Origin of the sequence: Bradyrhizobium xenonodulans (assembly GCF_027594865.1) — a bacterium.
GTDB lineage: Bacteria > Pseudomonadota > Alphaproteobacteria > Rhizobiales > Xanthobacteraceae > Bradyrhizobium > Bradyrhizobium xenonodulans.
Genome location: NZ_CP089391.1, coordinates 4,100,685 through 4,120,409, shown reverse-complemented (window position 1 = coordinate 4,120,409; position 19,725 = coordinate 4,100,685). Strand labels below are relative to the sequence as shown.

At 64.3% G+C, this 19,725-nt stretch carries 16 protein-coding genes; 15 read left to right on the top strand and 1 reads right to left on the bottom strand.

What is annotated here, in order from left to right; genetic code table 11:
* Positions 1 to 5 precede the first annotated feature (5 nt).
* The 10 genes from I3J27_RS19360 to I3J27_RS19315 all read left to right on the top strand — a co-directional run bounded on the left by I3J27_RS19360 (position 6) and on the right by I3J27_RS19315 (position 11,777).
* Complete coding sequence (locus I3J27_RS19360) at positions 6 to 2,039, top strand: NAD(+) synthase (RefSeq protein WP_270172522.1); 2,034 nt, start codon at positions 6 to 8, stop codon at positions 2,037 to 2,039.
* A 453-nt stretch (positions 2,040 to 2,492) separates the two neighbouring features.
* Positions 2,493 to 3,308: a sugar phosphate isomerase/epimerase family protein gene (locus tag I3J27_RS19355; protein ID WP_270172520.1), complete on the top strand. Its 816-nt coding sequence runs from the start codon at positions 2,493 to 2,495 to the stop codon at positions 3,306 to 3,308.
* 30 nt (positions 3,309 to 3,338) lie between these two features.
* Positions 3,339 to 4,976, top strand: a complete 1,638-nt coding sequence (locus I3J27_RS19350) for an ABC transporter substrate-binding protein (RefSeq protein ID WP_270172518.1) — start codon at positions 3,339 to 3,341, stop codon at positions 4,974 to 4,976.
* A gap of 3 nt (positions 4,977 to 4,979) precedes the next feature.
* Positions 4,980 to 5,963: an ABC transporter ATP-binding protein gene (locus I3J27_RS19345; protein ID WP_270172516.1), complete on the top strand. Its 984-nt coding sequence runs from the start codon at positions 4,980 to 4,982 to the stop codon at positions 5,961 to 5,963.
* On the top strand, positions 5,960 to 6,946 hold the full coding sequence (locus tag I3J27_RS19340; protein WP_270172513.1) for an ABC transporter ATP-binding protein: 987 nt from the start codon (positions 5,960 to 5,962) through the stop codon (positions 6,944 to 6,946). Before I3J27_RS19345 ends, I3J27_RS19340 begins: the two co-directional genes overlap by 4 nt.
* A complete protein-coding gene (locus I3J27_RS19335; RefSeq protein WP_270172511.1) occupies positions 6,946 to 7,875 on the top strand; it encodes an ABC transporter permease in 930 nt (309 codons plus the stop codon). The genes I3J27_RS19340 and I3J27_RS19335 overlap by 1 nt, the downstream gene beginning before the upstream one ends.
* Positions 7,872 to 8,732, top strand: coding sequence for an ABC transporter permease (locus I3J27_RS19330; RefSeq protein WP_270172509.1), 861 nt, complete (start codon positions 7,872 to 7,874; stop codon positions 8,730 to 8,732). Before I3J27_RS19335 ends, I3J27_RS19330 begins: the two co-directional genes overlap by 4 nt.
* A 160-nt stretch (positions 8,733 to 8,892) precedes the next feature.
* Positions 8,893 to 10,743, top strand: a complete 1,851-nt coding sequence (ilvD, locus tag I3J27_RS19325; RefSeq protein WP_270172507.1) for a dihydroxy-acid dehydratase — start codon at positions 8,893 to 8,895, stop codon at positions 10,741 to 10,743.
* Between the two features lie 223 nt (positions 10,744 to 10,966).
* Complete coding sequence (locus tag I3J27_RS19320; protein ID WP_270172505.1) at positions 10,967 to 11,290, top strand: hypothetical protein; 324 nt, start codon at positions 10,967 to 10,969, stop codon at positions 11,288 to 11,290.
* Positions 11,291 to 11,297: 7 nt separating this feature from the next.
* A complete protein-coding gene (locus I3J27_RS19315; protein WP_270172503.1) occupies positions 11,298 to 11,777 on the top strand; it encodes a hypothetical protein in 480 nt (159 codons plus the stop codon).
* A gap of 862 nt (positions 11,778 to 12,639) precedes the next feature.
* Here the strand turns inward: I3J27_RS19315 and I3J27_RS19310 are convergent.
* Complete coding sequence (locus I3J27_RS19310) at positions 12,640 to 13,161, bottom strand: GNAT family N-acetyltransferase (protein WP_270172499.1); 522 nt, start codon at positions 13,159 to 13,161, stop codon at positions 12,640 to 12,642.
* Positions 13,162 to 13,321: 160 nt separating this feature from the next.
* Here I3J27_RS19310 and I3J27_RS19305 point away from each other — a divergent pair, with 160 nt between their 5' ends.
* From I3J27_RS19305 to fabI, 5 genes are all read left to right on the top strand, one after another.
* Positions 13,322 to 14,413 carry an AI-2E family transporter gene (locus tag I3J27_RS19305; protein WP_270172495.1) on the top strand — a complete coding sequence of 364 codons (1,092 nt, stop codon included), beginning with the start codon at positions 13,322 to 13,324 and terminating at the stop codon, positions 14,411 to 14,413.
* Between the two features lie 132 nt (positions 14,414 to 14,545).
* The gene (locus I3J27_RS19300; RefSeq protein ID WP_270172840.1) at positions 14,546 to 16,699 is read left to right on the top strand and encodes a DUF3141 domain-containing protein; all 2,154 of its coding nucleotides are present in this window, start codon (positions 14,546 to 14,548) and stop codon (positions 16,697 to 16,699) included.
* 29 nt (positions 16,700 to 16,728) lie between these two features.
* Positions 16,729 to 17,691: a phosphate acetyltransferase gene (locus tag I3J27_RS19295; RefSeq protein ID WP_270172493.1), complete on the top strand. Its 963-nt coding sequence runs from the start codon at positions 16,729 to 16,731 to the stop codon at positions 17,689 to 17,691.
* 5 nt (positions 17,692 to 17,696) lie between these two features.
* Complete coding sequence (locus I3J27_RS19290; RefSeq protein ID WP_270172491.1) at positions 17,697 to 18,911, top strand: acetate/propionate family kinase; 1,215 nt, start codon at positions 17,697 to 17,699, stop codon at positions 18,909 to 18,911.
* Complete coding sequence (gene fabI, locus I3J27_RS19285) at positions 18,908 to 19,696, top strand: enoyl-ACP reductase FabI (RefSeq protein WP_270172489.1); 789 nt, start codon at positions 18,908 to 18,910, stop codon at positions 19,694 to 19,696. The genes I3J27_RS19290 and fabI overlap by 4 nt, the downstream gene beginning before the upstream one ends.
* Positions 19,697 to 19,725: the final 29 nt, after the last annotated feature.

The following is a 19,725-nucleotide window of genomic DNA, read 5'->3' as shown; positions in this document are numbered from 1 at the left end:
GCTCGATGACGTTCCACTCGATCTACGCCCACGGCTTTGCGCGCGTGGCGGCATGCGTCACCACCTCCCATGTGGCCGATCCCACGGCCAATGCGAAGGCGATCCTGGCGGCGGCGAATGCCTGCCATGAGCAGTCGGTGGCGGTCGCCGTGTTTCCCGAGCTGTGCCTGTCCGGCTATGCGATCGAAGACCTCGTGAAGCAAGACCCGCTGCTCGATGCGGTCGAGCGCGGGCTGGCCTCGATCGTCGAGGCCTCCTCGGCCCTGATGACCGTCCTGATCGTCGGCGCACCGCTGCGCTTCGGTCATCGAATCTACAATTGCGCCGTCGTCATTCACCGCGGCAACGTCCTGGGTGTCGTGCCCAAGTCCTATCTGCCGACCTATCGCGAATTCTACGAGGGACGGCATTTCGCCTCCGGCGCCGGCATCGCCGGCGAGACGATCGCCTTCGGCGGGCTGCACGCACCGTTCGGCACCGACCTTCTGTTCGCGGCCGAGGACGTGCCGGGCCTGACCATCGGCGTCGAGATCTGTGAGGACATGTGGATCCCGGTGACGCCGGCGTCCGAACTCGCACTTGCTGGCGCCAGCGTGCTGATCAATCTCTCAGGCAGCCCAATCACGATCGGCCGGGCGCGCTCTCGCGCGCTGCTGTGCCAGTCGACCTCGGCACGCTGCCTTGCGGCCTACGTCTATTCTGCCGCCGGGGCAGGGGAATCGACCACGGATCTGGCCTGGGACGGCCAGACCTCGATCTACGAGAACGGCGTCCTGCTGGCCGAGGGCGAGCGGTTCCGCCAGGGCGGCCAGATCACGACGGCCGATGTCGATCTCGACCTGCTCAGGCAGGAACGCGCCTTGATGGGGACGTTCGACGACAACCGCCGCCAGCGTGAAGGCTTCTACCGAAGGATCACTTTCGCCTTGAAGCCGCCGGCCGCGGATATCGGCTTCCTGCGCAAGGTCGAGCGCTTTCCGTTCGTGCCGAGCGACGAGAGCCTGCTCGAGCAGGATTGCTATGAGGCCTACAACATCCAGGTCGCCGGCCTCGTGCAGCGCATGCGCGCGACCGGCACCAAGCGCGTTGTGATTGGCGTCTCGGGTGGTCTCGATTCCACCCATGCGCTGATCGTCGCCGCCAAGGCCGTGGACCTGCTCGGCTTGCCCCGTGAAAACATCCTCGCCTACACCATGCCGGGCTTTGCCACCGGCAGCGAGAGCAAGACCAACGCGCTGGCGCTGATGAAGGCGTTGCAGACGAGCTGGCAGGAGCTCGACATCCGCACCACGGCGACGCAGATGTTGAAGGACATCGGCCATCCCTTCGGCAAGGGCGAGAAGGTCTACGACGTCACCTTCGAGAACGTGCAGGCAGGCTTGCGTACGGATTACCTGTTCCGCCTCGCCAACCATCACGGCGGGATCGTCATAGGAACCGGCGATCTCTCGGAGCTGGCGCTCGGCTGGTGCACCTACGGCGTCGGCGACCAGATGGCGCATTACAACGTCAACGCCGGCGTGCCGAAGACGCTGATCCAGCATCTGATCCGCTGGGTGATCGCCTCGAAGCAATTCAGCGGCGACGTGAACCGGACGCTTGGCTCGATCCTGTCGGCCGAGATCTCGCCCGAGCTGGTTCCAGTCAAGCCCGGCGAAAAGCCGCAGAGCACCGAAGCCTCCGTCGGTCCCTACGAGCTTCAGGATTTCAATCTGTTCTACACGCTGCGGTTCGGCATGCGTCCCTCCAAGATCGCCTTCATGGCGCTCCAGGCCTGGAAGGACGTCGCCAAGGGCGAGTGGCCACCGGCATTCCCGACCGACAAGCGCAGGGCCTACGATCTTCCCGAGATCCGCCGCTGGCTGGAGGTGTTCCTGCGCCGCTTCTTCGCGTTCAGCCAGTTCAAGCGCTCGGCGATGCCGAACGGGCCTAAGGTTTCCGCCGGCGGCTCGTTGTCGCCGCGCGGCGACTGGCGTGCGCCTTCGGATTCGAGTGCGGCGGCCTGGCTGGAAGATCTCGAGCGGAACGTGCCGAACTAACGGGCAATCGGGCAGGTGTCCAAAACGACTTCGCGCCGCGCGGCTCATGGAGCCGGCGGCGCGAAATTGCGTTCAATCTAAAAAGTTTCGAGGTCCGGAGTGCCTAGGAGTCCGGACCTCGTCACCTTGCCCCAGCCTTCATTCCCCCGCCCCATGTGGTCCCCCAACCCCATGTAGCGCGATCAGAGGGTGATGCCCGTGGAAGTGGCCGCCGATCGATGTCCCGCGATGTACGCGAAGGATGGTTAGGATTCCATTCCGGATCACTACGGACACACATACCGCTTGCCCTGTGTTCGTTCGGCATCAGCGTTGTGGTCGCGCTTGCCTGAATCCCCAGCACGCGGCCGGATGTCCACATCTCCCCAGCGCTGCGAAACCCGTATTTCACGGGCCTGTCATTGAACTGGTCTAGCGCTGCTCCCGTCATCGTCGACGGTCAAGGAGCAAGCCATGTCGAAGCCGGTGTTGGGCGCCGCATTATCCATCAAGTCGATCCCCGCCCACCGCGACTGGCTTCTGGAACGGCAGCGCGATCTCGAAATCCAGGATTTTTTCCGCGCGGATCTGCTCGACGGCGATTGGCGGAGTGCCGCCAGCGAGATCAAGCAGATGCTCTCGGGCCATACCGGCCGGCTCGGCATTCACGGCCCGTTCTGGGGCTTCAAGATTGACAGCCATGATCCCTTGATCCGCCAGGCGGTGACCAAGCGCCTGCTTCAGGGCCTCGACGCCGCCGAATTCCTCGGCGCGACGCAGATGGTGATCCATTCGCCGTTCACGACCTGGGACCACAACAATCTCGATCTCTATCCGGACGCCCGCGGCAATCTGGTCGAGCGCGTCAAGGCGACGCTTGCCGAGGTGATTGCGCGTGCCGAAACGATCGGCTGCGAGATCGTGATCGAGAACATCGAGGACAAGGATCCGCGCGATCGCGTGCGCCTCGCCAAGGCGCTCGAAAGCAGCGAGGTCCGCGTCTCGCTCGACACCGGACACGCCAATTACGCCCATGTCTCCACGGGTGCGCCGCCGGTCGATTACTACGTCGAGACCGCCGGCGACATGCTGACGCATGTCCATCTCCAGGACACCGACGGCTTCGCCGACCGGCACTGGGCGCCGGGCGAGGGCAATATTCCGTGGGTCGCCGTGTTCCGCGCACTTGGCCGGCTGAATTCCAACCCGCGGCTGATCCTCGAGCTCCGCAACCACGACGACGTCCGCGCCGGCGCAGCCCATCTCGCCGCGCTCGGTCTCGCTGAATAAACGGCATCACAGAGGGCAGGGATTCCCGTCATGAGCAAACTCACCCGTCGCACCATCCTGAAGTCCGGCGGCGCTGCCGCCGGCACGCTGCTGCTGCCGCGCTTTGCGATCGGGCAGGCCGACAATCGTCCGTCGGTGACGATCGCCGTGCAGAAGGTCACGAACTCGAACGTGCTCGACGTGCTGCGCGAGCAGTCCAATGTCGGCGAGCGCGTGTTCTTCTCCTCGATCTGGGAAGGCCTGATTTCCAAGAACTGGCGCGGCAGCCTCGAGGCCGTGCCGGGCCTTGCCACCGAATGGCGCCGCATCGACGATCAGACCGTCGAGGTGAAACTGCGTCAGGGCGTCAAGTTCCACAACGGCGACGAGCTCACGGCCGAAGACGTCGTCTTCACCTTCAGCCGCGAGCGCATGTTCGGCGAGAGCGAGGCCAAGAGCCGCTCCACCATCCAGGCCTTCGAGAAGATCCCGACGCCGCGTCCGGGCAAGGAGCTGCCGCCGGACGTGCCCGCCGTTGCCCGCCGCATCTGGCCCGACCTCGTGCGCGTCGATGCCGTCGACAAGTACACGGTGCGCTTCTACAACGCGACGCCCGACGTCACGATCGAAGGCCGCCTCTCGCGCTACGGCTCCGACATCATGAACCGCCGGGCCTGGGAGCAGGCCGCGAGCTATCTCGACTGGGCGCGCAAGCCTGTGACGACCGGTCCGTACAAGGTCGTCGAGCTCAAGCCCGACGTGTCGCTGACCCTCGAAGCCCATGACGAATATTGGGGCGGCCGTCCGCCGCTCAAGCGCATCCGTTTCCTCGAAGTCCCTGAAGTCGCGAGCCGCATCAACGGGCTCTTGTCGGGCGAATACCAGTTCGCCTGCGACATCCCGCCGGACCAGATCGCCGGCATCGAGAAGAATTCCGCGTTCGAAGTGCAGGGCGGCACCATTCTCAACCACCGCCTGACCGTGTTCGACAAGAACCACGCCGTGCTCGCCAATCCGCTGGTGCGTCGCGCCTTCACCCACGCGATCGACCGCCAGGCGATCGTCGACAGCCTGTGGGCCGGCCGCACCCGCGTGCCGAAGGGGCTGCAGTGGGAATTCTACGGCGACATGTTCAACGCCGACTGGAGCGTGCCGGCCTATGACCCCAAGCTTGCGCAGGATCTGTTGAAGCAGGCCAATTACAAGGGCGATCCGATTCCCTATCGCCTGCTCAACAACTACTACACCAACCAGGTCGCGACCGCGCAGGTGCTGGTCGAGATGTGGAAGTCGGTCGGCCTCAACGTCCAGATCGAGACCAAGGAGAACTGGTCGCAGATCATGGAGCGTGCGCCGACCCGCGCGGTGCGCGACTGGTCGAACTCGGCCGCCTTCAACGATCCCGTCTCGTCGCTGGTTGCCCAGCACGGCCCGAACGGTCAGCAGCAGCAGATCGGCGAGTGGACCAATGTCGAGCTGAACAAGCTCTCGGAGTTCCTGGAGACCTCGACCGATCGCGCCGCCCGCAAGAAGGCGTTCCATCGTATGCTGGAGATCGCCGAGCGCGAGGATCCCGCCTACACCGTGCTGCACCAGAACGCGACCTTCACGGCCAAGCCGAAGTCGATCAAGTGGAAGGCATCGCCGGCCTTCGCGATGGATTTCCGCGCCGGCAATTTCGAGGCGTAGGCCGTGACGCCATTGGTCTGCATCCAGGACCTCCGCGTCGCCTTTGGCGGCGTGCCGGTCCTGCGCGGTGTCGATGTCACGTTGCAGAAGGGCGAGGCCCTCGGCCTCGTCGGCGAGTCCGGCTCCGGCAAATCGGTGACCTGGCTTGCCGCGCTTGGCCTGCTGCCGCGGCATGCGAATGTCTCGGGCTCGGTGCGGCTCGACGGGCGCGAGATCCTTGGTGCGCGGGCTGCCGAGCTTGACCAGGTGCGGGGCGGCCGCGTCGCCATGATCTTCCAGGATCCGGCAAGCGCGCTCAATCCGGTGCTGACCATTCGCAAGCAGCTCTGCGAAGCCCTGGCACTGCATCGCGACCTCTCGGGGGAGGCCGTCAAGGCCGAAGCGCTGCGGCTGCTCAATCTGGTCGGCATTCCCGACGCAGCGCGGCGTTTGTCGGCGTATCCGCACGAATTCTCCGGCGGCCAGGTCCAACGCATTATGATCGCGATGGCGCTCGCCGGAAACCCCGATCTCCTGATCGCGGACGAGCCGACCACCGCGCTCGATGCCACCATTCAGGCGCAGATCCTTGAGCTGCTCTCCACCATCCGCCGCGAGATGAGCATGGCGATGGTCCTGATCAGCCACGACCTCGGCGTCGTCGCCGAAAACTGCGACCGCGTCGCGGTGATGTATGCCGGCCGGATCGTCGAGCAGGCGCCGGCCAACCAGCTCTTCGCCGATCCCGTGCACCCCTATGCCCAGGGCCTGATCGGGGCGCTGCCGCCGCTCGACGGGCCGCGCCGGCGACTGACGGCCATTCCCGGCACCGTGCCCGATCCCGCGCATATGCCAAGCGGATGCGCGTTTGCGCCGCGTTGTTCTCTGGCAGCAGAGCCGTGCGGTCTTGCGGCCCCGACCTTGGCGCCCATCGCCGACGATCGCACTGTGGCCTGCATCCGCGCCGAAGCTTCACGCCGCGCACTGCTCGGGATCGCCGCCGAATGAGCGCGCCGCTCGTCGAGGTGTCCTCGATCGCGCGCGATTATTCCATGCGTTCCGGAATGTTCGGTCGCAGCACCGCCGTGCACGCCGTCGATGGCGTGTCGCTCACGATTGCCAAGGGCGAGACGCTCGGCCTCGTCGGCGAGTCCGGCTCGGGCAAGTCCACCACCGGCCGCATCGTGCTCGGCCTCGAGCCGCCCGATCGCGGCGAGGTGCGGTTCGACGGCAGGCCGATGGCTGCGCCCGGAACGGCTGCATGGCGTGCACAGCGCGCCCGCATGCAGATGATCTTTCAGGACCCGCTGGGCGCGCTGGACCGGCGCTTGCCGGTCGCAACCCAGATCCGCGAGCCGCTGGACATTCACGGCGTCGGGACGCTTGCCGAGCGCGAGGAGCGCGTCCGCGAATTGCTGCGCGCGGTCGAGCTGACGCCGGCGCATGGCGTGCGCTATCCGGGCGCGCTCTCCGGCGGGCAACGCCAGCGCATCGTTCTGGCGCGGGCTCTCGCTTCGAAGCCTGACTTCCTCGTCTGCGACGAGCCGGTCAGCGCACTCGATGTTTCGATCCAGGCGCAGGTGGTGAACCTGCTTTGCGATCTCCAGGCGCAGCTTGGGCTGACGCTGCTGTTCATCAGTCATGATCTGCGCGTCGTCAGGCAGATCAGCAACATTGTCGCCGTGATGTATCTCGGCCGCATCGTCGAGATCGGCAGCGCTGACGATCTCTTTGCCCGACCGGAGCATCCGTACACGCAGGCGCTGGTCTCGGCTTCGCCCGCACCCGGCCGCCGCAGCGCCGGCCGCATCGTGCTGTCAGGCGATCCGCCGAACCCGGCAGCACGTCCCCAAGGCTGCGCCTTCCATCCGCGCTGCGCACGGGCGATCGCGCGCTGCGCGAGCGAGGTGCCGACGCTAGCCGCCGTCGGCGGCGACCGCCAGGTTGCCTGCCATCTCGTCACGGGCGCCGAGACGCGGGACGCAGCCTGATGGGACGTTACTTCGCCATTCGGATCGGACGCGCGGCGCTGACCATCGTGCTCGTCGTCACCTTCGCCTTCGTCGTGCTGCGGCTCTCCGGCGATCCCGCGCTGATGATTTTGGGACCGGAAGCGCCGCCAGAGGTGCTCGCGGCATTCCGCAAGGCCTGGGGTCTCGATGATCCCATCTGGTTTCAGTATCTCGATTACTTCGGCGCCATCGCCAAGGGCGAGCTCGGCCGGTCCATGCGGGACGGGCGACCTGCGATCGAGCTCGTGCTGGAGCGGATTCCGGCCACGCTGGCGCTGACGCTGCCGGCCTTCTTCTTCAAGGTGGCGCTCGGCATTCCCGCCGGCATCTGCGCCGCGTTGCATCGGGGATCGGGAATCGACCGCGCCGTGATGATGACGGCGGTCGCGGGCTTCACCGTGCCGAGCTTTGTCCTTGCGCTGCTGCTGGTGCTCGTCTTTGCCGTGCAACTCGGCTGGCTGCCGTCGGGCGGGCAGGACAGCTGGCGCCACGCCATCCTTCCCATTGTGACGCTGAGCCTCGGCGGTGCCGCCGTGCTGGCGCGCTTCACCCGCAGCGCCATGCTGGAGGTGCTGGGCCAGCCCTATATCCGCACGGCTTCCGCCAAGGGCGTTCCGTGGCGCAAGGTGGTGACGTCGCACGCGCTGCCGAACGCGGCGATCCCGACCGTCACCATTCTCGGCTTCATGGTGGGCACGCTGATCGCGGGCGCGGTCGTGGTCGAGAGCGTGTTTGCCTGGCCGGGCGTAGGCCGCCTGCTCGTCGTTGCCGTCGCCAACCGCGACCTCGCCGTCGTGCAATGCATCCTGCTGCTGGTGGCGATGACCATGGTCACGTCGAACCTGATCGTCGATTTCCTCTACGGCTTCCTCGACCCGCGCTTGCGCGCCAAAGGAGCGCACGCATGACGGACGCGACGCTAAAGGACACGGCCATCCGTCGCCGCATCAGCCTGCCGGCGATCCCGGTCTCGGTCGCCATCGCGATCGCCTGGATCGTCGCGATGCTCGTGATCGCCGCCTTCGCCGAGAAGATCGCGCCCTATGGCTACACCCAGCTCGACTTGCGCAACCGGCTCTCGGCGCCCGGCAATGTCGCGCACTGGCTCGGCACCGATGAGCTTGGCCGCGACGTGCTGTCGCGCCTGCTCGTCTCCATCCGTATCTCACTCCTGATCGCGTTCGGCGCGACCGCGATCTCGGCGATCGTCGGCACCACGCTCGGCTTCCTCGCCGCGCATTTTCGCGGGGTCGTCGAGCAGATCGTGCTGATGCTGACCGACTTCCAGGCCAGCATGCCGTTCCTGATCATGGCGCTCGCAGTGCTCGCCTTTTTCGGCAATTCGCTGCCGCTGCTGATCGGCCTGATGGGGCTGTTCGGCTGGGAGCGCTATGCCCGCATCGCCCGCGGCCTCGCCATCTCCGCCAATGCGCAAGGCTACGCGGCCGCGGTCCGCCAGTTAGGGGCGACGCCGTCGCGGATCTACTTGCGCCACATCCTGCCCAACATCGCCTCGACCCTGATCGTCTCGACCACGCTGGTCTTCCCCGAGGTGATCCTGATGGAGTCAGGCCTGTCCTTCCTCGGCCTCGGCGTGCAGCCGCCGATGACCAGCCTCGGCAACATGGTCGGCTACGGCCGCGAGTACCTGACTCGGGCGCCCTGGATCATGCTGGCGCCAGCGACCACTATCGTGATCACCACGCTGGCGGTCTCCGTGATTGGCGACTGGCTGCGCGACCGGCTCGATCCGACCCTGCAATAGACCGCGCCGGGAGCAGGGGAGGCCTGCACGGGGCCGATCTGGGCCGTTTTGGGGCAAGTTCCCGTTGCGCGCGCCCATCCCGTGCGCTATCCGGCCGGAAAGGCCTGAGGCGGCTTCCATATTTTCCGCTCAGGCACCCAAACCCAGGACGGAAACCGCCATGCCAGCCTATCGCTCTCGTACCACCACCCACGGCCGCAACATGGCGGGCGCCCGCGGCCTCTGGCGTGCGACCGGCATGAAGGATGGCGATTTCGGCAAGCCGATCATCGCGGTCGTCAACTCCTTCACCCAGTTCGTGCCCGGCCACGTCCACCTCAAGGACCTCGGCCAGCTCGTCGCCCGCGAGATCGAGCAGGCCGGCGGCGTTGCCAAGGAGTTCAACACCATCGCGGTCGACGACGGCATCGCCATGGGCCATGACGGCATGCTCTACAGCCTGCCGTCGCGCGAGCTGATCGCCGACAGCGTCGAGTACATGGCCAACGCGCATTGCGCCGACGGCCTCGTCTGCATCTCCAATTGCGACAAGATCACGCCCGGCATGCTGATGGCCGCGCTGCGGCTCAACATCCCCGCCGTGTTCGTCTCGGGCGGGCCGATGGAGGCCGGCAAGGTCAAGCTTCAGGGCAAGACCAAGGCCGTCGACCTCATCGACGCCATGGTCGCCGCGGCCGATTCCAAGGTCAGCGACGAGGACGTCAAGGTGATCGAGCGCTCGGCGTGCCCGACCTGCGGCTCCTGCTCGGGCATGTTCACCGCCAACTCCATGAACTGCCTGACCGAGGCGCTCGGTCTCGCGCTGCCCGGCAACGGCACCGTGGTCGCGACCCATGCCGACCGCAAGCGACTGTTCGTCGAGGCGGGTCACACCATCGTCGATATCGTTCGCCGCTTTTACGAGCAGGACGATGCCAGCGTGCTGCCGCGCAACATCGCGAACTTCAAGGCGTTCGAGAACGCGATGACGCTGGACATCGCGATGGGCGGTTCGACCAACACCGTGCTGCATCTGCTTGCGGCGGCCCACGAAGGCGAAGTGAAGTTCACCATGCAGGATATCGACCGGCTGTCGCGCCGCGTGCCCGTGCTCTGCAAGGTCGCGCCGTCGGTCGCCGACGTGCATGTCGAGGACGTGCATCGCGCCGGCGGCATCATGGGTATTCTCGGCGAGCTCGACCGCGCCGGCCTGATCGACACCTCGGTCTCGACCGTGCACGCGCCGACCATGAACGACGCGCTGGAGCGCTGGGACATCAAGCGCTCCAAGAGCGAGTCGGTGCGTACCTTCTTCCGCGCCTCGCCCGGCGGCATCCCGACCCAGGTCGCCTTCAGCCAGGAGCGCCGCTACGACGAGCTCGACGCCGACCGCGAGAAGGGTGTGGTGCGCAATCTCGAGCACGCTTTTAGCAAGGACGGCGGCCTCGCGGTGCTCTACGGCAACCTGGCGCAGGACGGCTGCATCGTGAAGACCGCCGGCGTCGACGCCTCGATCCTGACATTCTCCGGTCCCGCACGCGTGTTCGAGAGCCAGGACGCGGCCGTTGAAGGCATCCTGGGCGGCAAGGTCGTCGCCGGCGAGATCGTCGTCATCATCTACGAGGGCCCGCGCGGCGGCCCCGGCATGCAGGAGATGCTCTATCCGACCAGCTACCTGAAATCGATGGGCCTCGGCAAAGCCTGCGCGCTCGTCACCGACGGTCGCTTCTCGGGCGGCTCGTCTGGCCTGTCGATCGGCCATCTCTCGCCGGAAGCGGCCGAAGGCGGCAACATTGGTCTGGTGCGCACCGGCGACCGCATCGCGATCGACATTCCGAACCGCAGCATCAGCCTGGAAGTCTCCGACGAGGAACTCGCCAAGCGCCGCGCCGCGGAGGAGGCGAAGGGCGATGCCGCCTGGCAGCCCGCCGCGCGCAAGCGCAACGTCTCGACCGCGCTTCAGGCTTACGCAGCGCTCACCACCAGCGCCGCACGCGGCGCGGTGCGCGAGGTGAAGCGGCGCTCGAACTAAACGCTGCACCGCCTCGCGCGGCGCGCGCATGGTCAACAAGTTCTGAACGGCCGGCGCAAGTCGGCCGTTCGCATTAAGGATGCCCCGACGAAGTTCGGCAACTCGCGATTTTGCCGCGTATACTGCCATCGATCTTCGCCAATCCATTTCGGGCAACTGGGGCACCACCACAATGTCTCGTACTCTTGCTGTTGTTTTCGGAACAGTCGTCGCTGCAATTTCGATGACGGGCGCGGCTTCCGCCGGCTGCTACAATTGCTACACGCCGCCGCCGTGCCAGACCTGCTACCAGCAGCAATACGTGCAGCCGCAATACCGCACCGTCGACGAAACCGTGATGGTGTCGCCCGGCTCCGTCGTCGCGCATCGCACGCCGGCGCAGTACCGCACCGTGATGGTGCCGCAGACCGTGATGGTGGCGCCCCCGGGCGTCCAGTACGAACGCATCCCGCCGCAATACGCCACGCGCCAGCGCACCGAGATGGTCTCGCCCGGCTATTCCTATTACGCCCCGGTCCAGATGGGCTGCGCCTCCTGCGGATATTGAGACTGAGTTGAGCCAGATGCGGTTGACGGCGAGCCGTCAGCCGCACCGGATTCGTGATATTCGGGCACGACCAGGCCGCTCCAGTTTCTCGGAGCCGCTGCGAGGTTCGATGACCGTCCGAAGTTTGCTTATTCCGCTGACCCTGCTTGCCTCGATCACCGCCGGCTCGGCCGCCACTGCGTCGCCGGTCGACGTCGCGCGCAAGTGGGGACTGCTTGGACGATGGGACGTCGACTGCGCGAACACGGTGAAGCAGGGCGGCCGAAACAATCTGATTGCCTATGAGGCACCCCGCGAGGGCAAGCTGCTCTACCGTCGCAACGACGATCCCCAGGACAACTACGAGATCGTGGACGCGAAACTCGGCGCGGGCGGCGTCATCGTTCTCACGATCGAAATGCCCGCAAACAAGCAGACGCGCGAGCTGGGAATCACAAAGCTCGACCGCACTCCGTACCGATGCCCCGGTGCTGGCGCTGCTCGATGATAGCAACGCGGTGACGCTGCGTCGGTCAAGACCGCGTGCCCACCAGCGGCAACGTGTTCGGGGTCCGTCTGAGTCTGCTCCCTAAGCTGACCGAAAGACCTCGGGCAAATAGGCCGGCTTTAGGCGAAAATGCAGCGCCTGGCGCCATTTGAGCGCATCTCCGTTCTTGCACGAAGGCGGATTGTCGACGGTTTGGCCCGCCGAAGGGTTAGGAAAAACCAGGGCCATTAAGTTGCCATTCCATGAGCGATACCAAGATATTGGACCGCAGGGAACGTCATGCGAGCGGATTTGCGACCGTTCCTCTCGGACGCAGAGTCTAGCATCTCTAGCTGATGCGCCTTTGCGCAAGTTTCCGACATTCGCCTGAAGTCGTCATGCTCGTCCTCCTGTCAGCGGACGAGAATGCTACCATGGACAGGGCAACCCGCGTCTTGGGGAGTTTCCGGGTGAGGGCCGGTTCGCCAATGCTTATAGCGCAAAGTGGTCACGTCATTTTCTCGAATTGCGTGAGATTGCCCGGGCGCTAAGCCACGAATTTGCGTCGAAGGTGGCAACGTCCCAGATTTCGATCGATGGCGGCGGCTCTATCGACATATTCGCGTCATTCGAGGAAAGTCTTCGCCAGTGAGTGACTTCAGGCTCATGCTTGGGCATTACATCTGTCTTGGCCATAGAAAACTCCTAGACGATGTGTCGCGTGCGTGTGATGAACGTGTACGTGGGTGGATACTCTTCCGCTGAATGCGTGAACGGTCCGCCATGGACGGTAAGGCAGGGGTTGTTGCCGAGCTACATGTACCAAAGGCCAGAGCGCGGCAGTGTTTTGCGCGAAGTTTGAGGCGTCGTCCGAGAGATTCTGTCAGGTCAGCGTCAGTGCCATATGGACTGTATGAGGTTCGCATCGTTCTGCGCGTTCGAACCCAAATCTGCCAAGAACCCTGAGCATCGCAGCGTTGTCCGGCAGCACCTCCGCGGTCAGTTCCTTCAGCTTGGCCTCGCGGGCAAGGCTGATCAGGTGACGCAGCAGCAGTCCGCCGATACCGCGTCCTTGCCAGGCGTCGATCACCATGAAGGCCGTCTCGGCGCAGCCCGGCCCGGCTGCGACATATCGCGCGCCGCCCACGATGGTGCTCCGACCTGCATTCGCCACGCACGCGACCAGCGCCACATGGTTCTTGAAGTCGACTTCGACAAAAAAGGCGCGCTCCTTCTCGGAGAAATGACGTTTTAGCATGAAGAAGCGGCGCTGAAGGGACTGTGTGCCCACCTGACCAAGCGCGGCCAGCATGGCGGCCTGGTCGTCTGGCCGGATGCCACGGATCTCCACGGCCGTACCGTCGCGGAGCCGTTCGTTTCGCGCGTAATTTGCTGCATTCGACATTCGTTCGCGTCGCAATTGTTGAGCCGCTACGTGACCGCGGCACCCGTTCGATCAGACCGCCTTCAGTCCTTTGCCGGTTGATTTGGATCAAGCCTGCAGTCCCGGTCCGGCGGCTAGGCTTTCCGCACGGAGCCAATCAGCCGGGCGCAGGCCTCAGACCTTGAAGACACTTCGCCAACTGTTTTCCATCAGCGACGTCGTTCAGCTCGTGATCCGGCTCGGCTTGCTTGCGCTGCTGACCCTGTGGACGCTCCTGATCATCCGTCCCTTCGTGCCGATCCTGACTTGGAGCGCGGTGCTTGCCGTGGCGTTCTATCCGGTCTTCAGCTGGCTCGCGAAATGTTTGGGCGACCGCCCTCGGACAGCGGCGGTGCTCCTCACCTTCACCATGCTCGGCATCGTCATCGGTCCGGCGGCCTGGCTCGGCCTCAGTGCGGTTGAGGGGGTCAGGGAGCTCGCAGGGCAACTCGGCAGCGGCGATCTCGTGCTGCAGGCGGCGCCGGAGCGGATCAAGGACTGGCCGCTGGTCGGTCCGCAGCTCTACGATCTCTGGAATGAGGCCTACACCAACATCCGCGCGGCTGTGCGCGAGGTTGCGCCATATCTGAAGCCGATTGCCGGCATGATGCTGTCATTCGCAGGCAGCGCCGGCCTCGGCACGCTGCAATTTCTGATGTCGGTGCTGGTCGCCGGGTTTCTCTTTCCATACGGTCCGCAGCTCGTCAGCGCGATCCGCGGCTTCCTGTTTCGAATCGTGCCGGAACAGAGCGAACATTTCCTCGAACTGGCGGCTGGGACCATCCGGGCGGTGTCGCAGGGCGTCATCGGCGTCGCCATTATCCAGGCGCTGCTCGCCGGCATCGGCTTCAAGCTGGCGGTCATCCCGAGCGCGGGGCTGCTCGCCGTCATTGTTCTGCTGCTGTCGATCGTGCAGATCGGTGCGGCGATCGTCTTCATTCCGGTCGTCATCTGGATCTGGATGGACAAGGACGTCACCACGGCGCTGCTCCTGACCGTATTTCTCGTCATCGTCGGTCTTCTCGACAACATCCTAAAGCCGCTGGTCATGGGACGGGGCCTCTCCACGCCGGCGCTCGTCATCCTGATCGGAGTGATCGGTGGCACGCTCGCGCACGGGATCATCGGTCTGTTCATCGGACCGATCATTCTCTCGGTCGCCTGGGAACTTGCAGCGGCCTGGTTACGGATCGACCGGGCCGTGCCGCCTGCGCAGCTTGTCGCTGACCGTTGACTTAAATCAACGTCTCGGCGATGGCGGCGCCTCTTGAATGCCTTGCGCGACGACGAGGTCGAACATGCGATTGAAAATCTGAAGCTCCCCGACGGCCCGCTGTCTGGGTTGGTCGCTTCGGCCGTGGAATACATGGTCGACGCGGGACAGCGCAGCGTCCTCTTTTTGGACATCATGCGCCAGCGCGGCGATCAGTATCGCGAGCATGTCGCGCAAACCGCGCCGCACGTCCTGCAATATGCCGCTGAATTAATCACGGATGGCCGGAAGCTTGATGAGCCGGTCAACTATGCGCTGGTGCGCATCGTTCCGCCCAAGGACATCGAAATCGACATGAGCCGGCGGCCATTTGTCGTGGTCGATCCGCGCGCCGGCCACGGTCCCGGAATCGGCGGCTTCAAGGCGGACAGCGAGATTGGCGTCGCGATGAGAGCGGGACATCCCTGCTACTTCATCGGGTTCCTGCCCGAGCCCGTGCCCGGCCAGACCATCGAGCGCATTGCGCGGGCGGAAGCGAAATTCATCGAGATCGTCATCGACCGCCATCCGGAAGCGGACGGCAAGCCCTGTGTGATCGGCAATTGCCAGGCCGGCTGGGCCGTCATGATTCTGGCATCGTTGCGACCTGAGCTATTTGGCCCTCTTATCATCGCCGGCGCGCCGCTTGCCTATTGGGCAGGCGTGCACGGAAAGTATCCGATGCGCTATTCTGGCGGTCTGTTGGGCGGAAGCTGGCTCACCGCGCTCGCGAGTGATCTCGGCGCTGGCAAGTTTGACGGTGCCTGGCTGGTGCAGAATTTCGAGAACCAGAACCCATCGAATACGCTCTGGACCAAGCAGTACAACGTCTATTCCAAGGTCGATACCGAGGCGGACCGTTACCTCGACTTCGAGCGCTGGTGGGGCGGGCACGTCAACCTCAATGCCGAAGAGATCCAGTTCATCGTCGATGAGCTGTTTATCGGCAACAATCTTGCCGCAGGCCGGATCGAGATGTCAGACGGGCAGAAAGTCGATCTGCGCAACATCCGCTCGCCGATCGTCGTTTTCTGCTCCAAGGGTGACAACGTCACTCCGCCGCAGCAGGCGCTGGACTGGATCCTGGACTGCTATTCCAGTGTCGACGAGATCAGGGCCTACGGTCAAACCATCGTGTATACCGTTCATGACAGCATCGGTCATCTCGGCATCTTCGTGTCCGGGGGGGTGGCCAAGAAGGAGCACGCGGAATTCTCCAGCAACATTGACCTGATCGACGTGCTGCCGCCCGGGCTCTATGAGGCCACTTTCGAGGCCCGCGGTAACGAGACACTCAACGCCGATCTTGCGGCAGGGCAATGGGTGATGCGTTGCGAAGCACGGACGCTGGACGACATCCGAGCGATGGGCGGCAATTCTCCAGACGATGAGCGGCGATTTGCTGCTGCCAAGCGCGTCTCGGAGCTAAATCTCGCGGCCTATCAGAAGTTCTTGCGGCCCTTCGTGAAGGGCATGGTGACGCCGCAGCTGGCGGAATGGGCGCGCAACATGCACCCGCTGCGACTGCAATATGAGCTCTTCAGCAGCCAAAATCCCTGGATGTCCACGATCAAGGCGGCTGCCGATCGGGTCGAGGATGAGCGCAAGCCGGTATCGAAAGACAATCCGTTCCTGGCATTCCAGGAGCAGATGTCCAAGCAGATCGTCCATGCGCTGGATAGCTGGCGTGATGCGCAGGAAGCGCTGAGCGAGACTGTCTTCCTGAACGTCTATGGCTCGCCGCTGCTTCAGGCCGCGGTAGGCATTGACCCTAACTCGGTACTGTCCCGCCGCCGCGAGATGTCCGCCGAGCATCAGGCCATGCTTGCAAAACGAATTGCCGAGCTGAAGTCACACATCGAGGAGGGCGGCCTGCGCGAGGCGGCGATTCGGGCGCTGCTCTATGTCGGCTCGGCGCGCAGCATGGTCGACGAACGCAGCATCGAGGCGCTGCGGCGGGTCCGGCGTGACCATGCCGGCCCACGGGTGACGCTCGCCGAGTTCAAGATGCTGGTGCGCGAGCAGTTCTTCATGCTGCTGCTCGATCGCGGTGCCTCGCTCGCGGCAATCCCCAAGCTGCTGCCTGACGACATGAACCAGCGCCGCGCGGCCTTCGTCGCGATGCGCGAGGTGCTATCGGCGAGCGAGGACCTTACCGGCGAGCGCGCCAACCGCCTGAAGCAAGTTGCCGAGTTGTTTGGGCTAGAAGGGGAAAAAGAGTTGACGTCAAACGTCGCCCCTTTCGACCCCAAAGCCAGAGCGTCGTGATGCGCATTGGCGGAAGCGGGAGTGACAGGATGTTGACTGAGGCAACGGACGTTCAATCCGGCAGCAAGTATGATCGCTTGATAGCGGCGGCGAGGGCCGCGCCGCCGACGCCGACCGTGGTCGTGCACCCCTGTGACGAAACCTCGCTGCGCGGCGCCGTCGACAGCGCGAGTGCCGGGATCATTCGGCCAATCCTGGTTGGACCGGAGGGGAAGATCAAAGATGCCGCCGCCAGATTCGATCTCGACCTATCCGGCTTCGAGATCGTTGATGCCGCTCATAGCGATGATGCCGCGGCCAAGGGCGTCGAGCTAATCCATGCCGCGCGGGGCGAGCTGCTGATGAAAGGCAGCCTGCATACCGACGAGCTGATGCGAGCGGTGACGGCCAAGGTTGGCGGCCTGCGGACCGACCGGCGCATCAGCCATGTCTTCGTCATGGACGTACCCGCCTATGCCGAGACCATCTTTGTGACGGATGCAGCCATCAACATCTTCCCCGATCTCGATGCAAAGCGCGACATCATCCAGAACGCGATCGATCTCTTCAACCAAGCCGGCTTCGGCCAGACTCCGCGGGTTGCAATCCTGTCAGCAGTCGAGACGGTGACGTCGAAAATCCCCTCTACGATCGAGGCCGCGGCGCTCTGCAAGATGGCCGATCGCGGCCAGATTGCCGGCGGCTTGCTCGACGGTCCGTTGGCCTTCGACAATGCCATTGACCCCGAGGCTGCGAGGATCAAGGGCATCACGTCCCAAGTTGCCGGCAGGGCCCAGATCCTCATGGTTCCGGATCTGGAGTCGGGCAACATGCTGGCCAAGAACCTGGCATATTTCGCCAAGGCGGACGGTGCCGGCATCGTGCTCGGCGCCCGGGTGCCCGTCGTCCTGACCTCGCGCGCGGATTCTCCGCGGGCACGGATTGCCTCCTGCGCGGTGGCTGCGCTCTACGCTCACGCACGCCGCCAAAAGGCGCCAACGGTTGCGGCTTGACGGCTATGGACACTATCCTCGTGGTCAACGCCGGCTCATCAAGCGTCAAGTTTCAGGTCTTTGTCGTCGAGGGCGAAGGCCGGCTTCTTCGGATGATCAAGGGCCAGGTGGAGGGTATCGGTAGCCGTCCGCGTCTGCGCGCGAACGGCTCTGGCGGCGATCCCATGGCCGACCGGGCCTATCCGATCGAGGCGATTCCCGACGTTCCGGCAGCCATGAACGTGGCAGGTGAGTGGCTGCGGAGCGAGGTTCGTGTCAATCCTCTCGCCGTTGGGCACCGCGTGGTCCACGGTGGGCCGGACTATGAGCGGCCGGTTCTGGTCGATCATGGTGTGGTGTCGCGGCTAGAGCGGTTCGTTGCGTTGGCGCCATTGCACCAGCCGCACAATCTGGCTCCGATTCGTTCGATCCTAGCTAATTTCCCGGCGGTGCCACAGGTCGCTTGCTTCGATACTGCATTTCACCGCACGCATGGCCCGCTCGCCGATCACTACGCAATCCCGCACCAGCTCCACGCCGAGGGGGTACGGCGCTACGGCTTTCACGGGCTATCCTACGAGTACATTTCCCGAATAATGCCGCAGATCGCACCGGATATCGCAAAGCGTCGGGTCATCGTCGCTCATCTCGGCAGCGGTGCATCGATGTGCGCCATGAAGGACGGGCTAAGTGTCGAGAGCACGATGGGCTTCACGGCGCTCGACGGGCTGCCAATGGGCACGCGTCCCGGCCAGCTCGACCCGGGCGTCGTGCTGTACCTCATGTCAGAAAAGGAAATGGCTGCCGAGAACTTGCAGGATTTCCTCTATCGCGATTGCGGCTTGAAAGGTCTATCCGGCATCAGCAACGACATGCGCGAGCTGGAGGCGAGCGCCGATCCCCAAGCAAAGCTCGCAGTCGATTACTTCACGTATCGCATCGGTCTCAACGCCGGCATGCTTGCGGCTGCGCTTCAGGGCCTCGATGCCTTCGTTTTCACCGCTGGCATCGGCGAAAATTCGAGCGGCATTCGCGCGCGTGTGGCAGAGCAGCTCGGCTGGCTAGGTGTAGCAATCGACACAGCTGAGAACGCGCGCCACTCGCGCCTGATATCGGCAAAGTCCAGCCTTATTCCCGTCTACGTTATTCCCACGGACGAGGAATTGATGATTGCGCAGCATACTCTGTCGCTGCTGATGAAGGGTCATTCTCCTAAACCAAGAAATGAGAGGGTGTCATGATCCCAGTATTTCCGGACAGCAAGGTTGCTTTGAAAGGGAAGAAAGGCCTCGTTGTTGGTATCGCCAATGACCAATCGATCGCGTGGGGGTGCGCCAGGGCATTCCGTGGGCTTGGTGCCGGGCTCGCCGTCACTTATCTCAACGACAGAGCCAAGAAACACGTCGAGCCGCTCGCCCAAGCCCTGGAGGCACCGATATTCCTGCCGCTGGACGTCATGGTCGAAGGTCAGACCGAAGCGGTGTTCGAACGCATCAGGTCGGAATGGGGGCAGCTGGATTTTCTGCTTCATTCCATCGCCTTTTCGCCCAAGGAGGCCCTGCACGGGCGCGTCGTTGATGTCGGCCGCGACGGCTTTCTGAAGACGATGGACGTGTCTTGCTGGTCGTTCCTGCGGATGGCGCATCTCGCCGAGCCACTGATGAAGAACGGCGGCACGATGTTCACGATGACCTATTATGGCAGCCAGATGGTCGTGGAGAACTACAACATCATGGGCGTCGCGAAGGCGGCACTCGAAGCCTCGGTTCGCTATGCTGCTGCCGAACTGGGTCCGAAAGGCATCCGTGTGCACGCGATCTCGCCGGGACCGCTCGCGACCCGCGCCGCGTCAGGCATTCCGGAATTTGACGAGCTGATGGACAAGGCGCAGTCCAAGGCACCGTCGCGCAGTCTGGTCAGCATCGACGATGTCGGCAACGCGACCGCCTTTCTCGCACTCGACGGCGCCAAGCTGATCACCGGTGGTGTGCTTTATATCGATGGCGGGTATCACATTATCGATTGATCAGGCATGAGGCTGTTTCCGGCATGTCG

Bases quoted from the DNA above. Each gene is read 5' to 3' on its own strand.
- I3J27_RS19340 (WP_270172513.1), top strand. From the start codon at position 5,960: ATGAGCGCGCCGCTCGTCGAGGTGTCCTCGATCGCGCGCGATTATTCC.
- ilvD (WP_270172507.1), top strand. From the start codon at position 8,893: ATGCCAGCCTATCGCTCTCGTACCACCACCCACGGCCGCAACATGGCG.
- I3J27_RS19355 (WP_270172520.1), top strand. From the start codon at position 2,493: ATGTCGAAGCCGGTGTTGGGCGCCGCATTATCCATCAAGTCGATCCCC.
- I3J27_RS19360 (WP_270172522.1), top strand. From the start codon at position 6: ATGACGTTCCACTCGATCTACGCCCACGGCTTTGCGCGCGTGGCGGCA.
- I3J27_RS19310 (WP_270172499.1), bottom strand. From the start codon at position 13,161: ATGTCGAATGCAGCAAATTACGCGCGAAACGAACGGCTCCGCGACGGT.
- I3J27_RS19300 (WP_270172840.1), top strand. From the start codon at position 14,546: ATGGTCGACGCGGGACAGCGCAGCGTCCTCTTTTTGGACATCATGCGC.
- fabI (WP_270172489.1), top strand. From the start codon at position 18,908: ATGATCCCAGTATTTCCGGACAGCAAGGTTGCTTTGAAAGGGAAGAAA.
- I3J27_RS19290 (WP_270172491.1), top strand. From the start codon at position 17,697: ATGGACACTATCCTCGTGGTCAACGCCGGCTCATCAAGCGTCAAGTTT.
- I3J27_RS19350 (WP_270172518.1), top strand. From the start codon at position 3,339: ATGAGCAAACTCACCCGTCGCACCATCCTGAAGTCCGGCGGCGCTGCC.
- I3J27_RS19295 (WP_270172493.1), top strand. From the start codon at position 16,729: ATGTTGACTGAGGCAACGGACGTTCAATCCGGCAGCAAGTATGATCGC.
- I3J27_RS19330 (WP_270172509.1), top strand. From the start codon at position 7,872: ATGACGGACGCGACGCTAAAGGACACGGCCATCCGTCGCCGCATCAGC.
- I3J27_RS19335 (WP_270172511.1), top strand. From the start codon at position 6,946: ATGGGACGTTACTTCGCCATTCGGATCGGACGCGCGGCGCTGACCATC.
- I3J27_RS19320 (WP_270172505.1), top strand. From the start codon at position 10,967: ATGACGGGCGCGGCTTCCGCCGGCTGCTACAATTGCTACACGCCGCCG.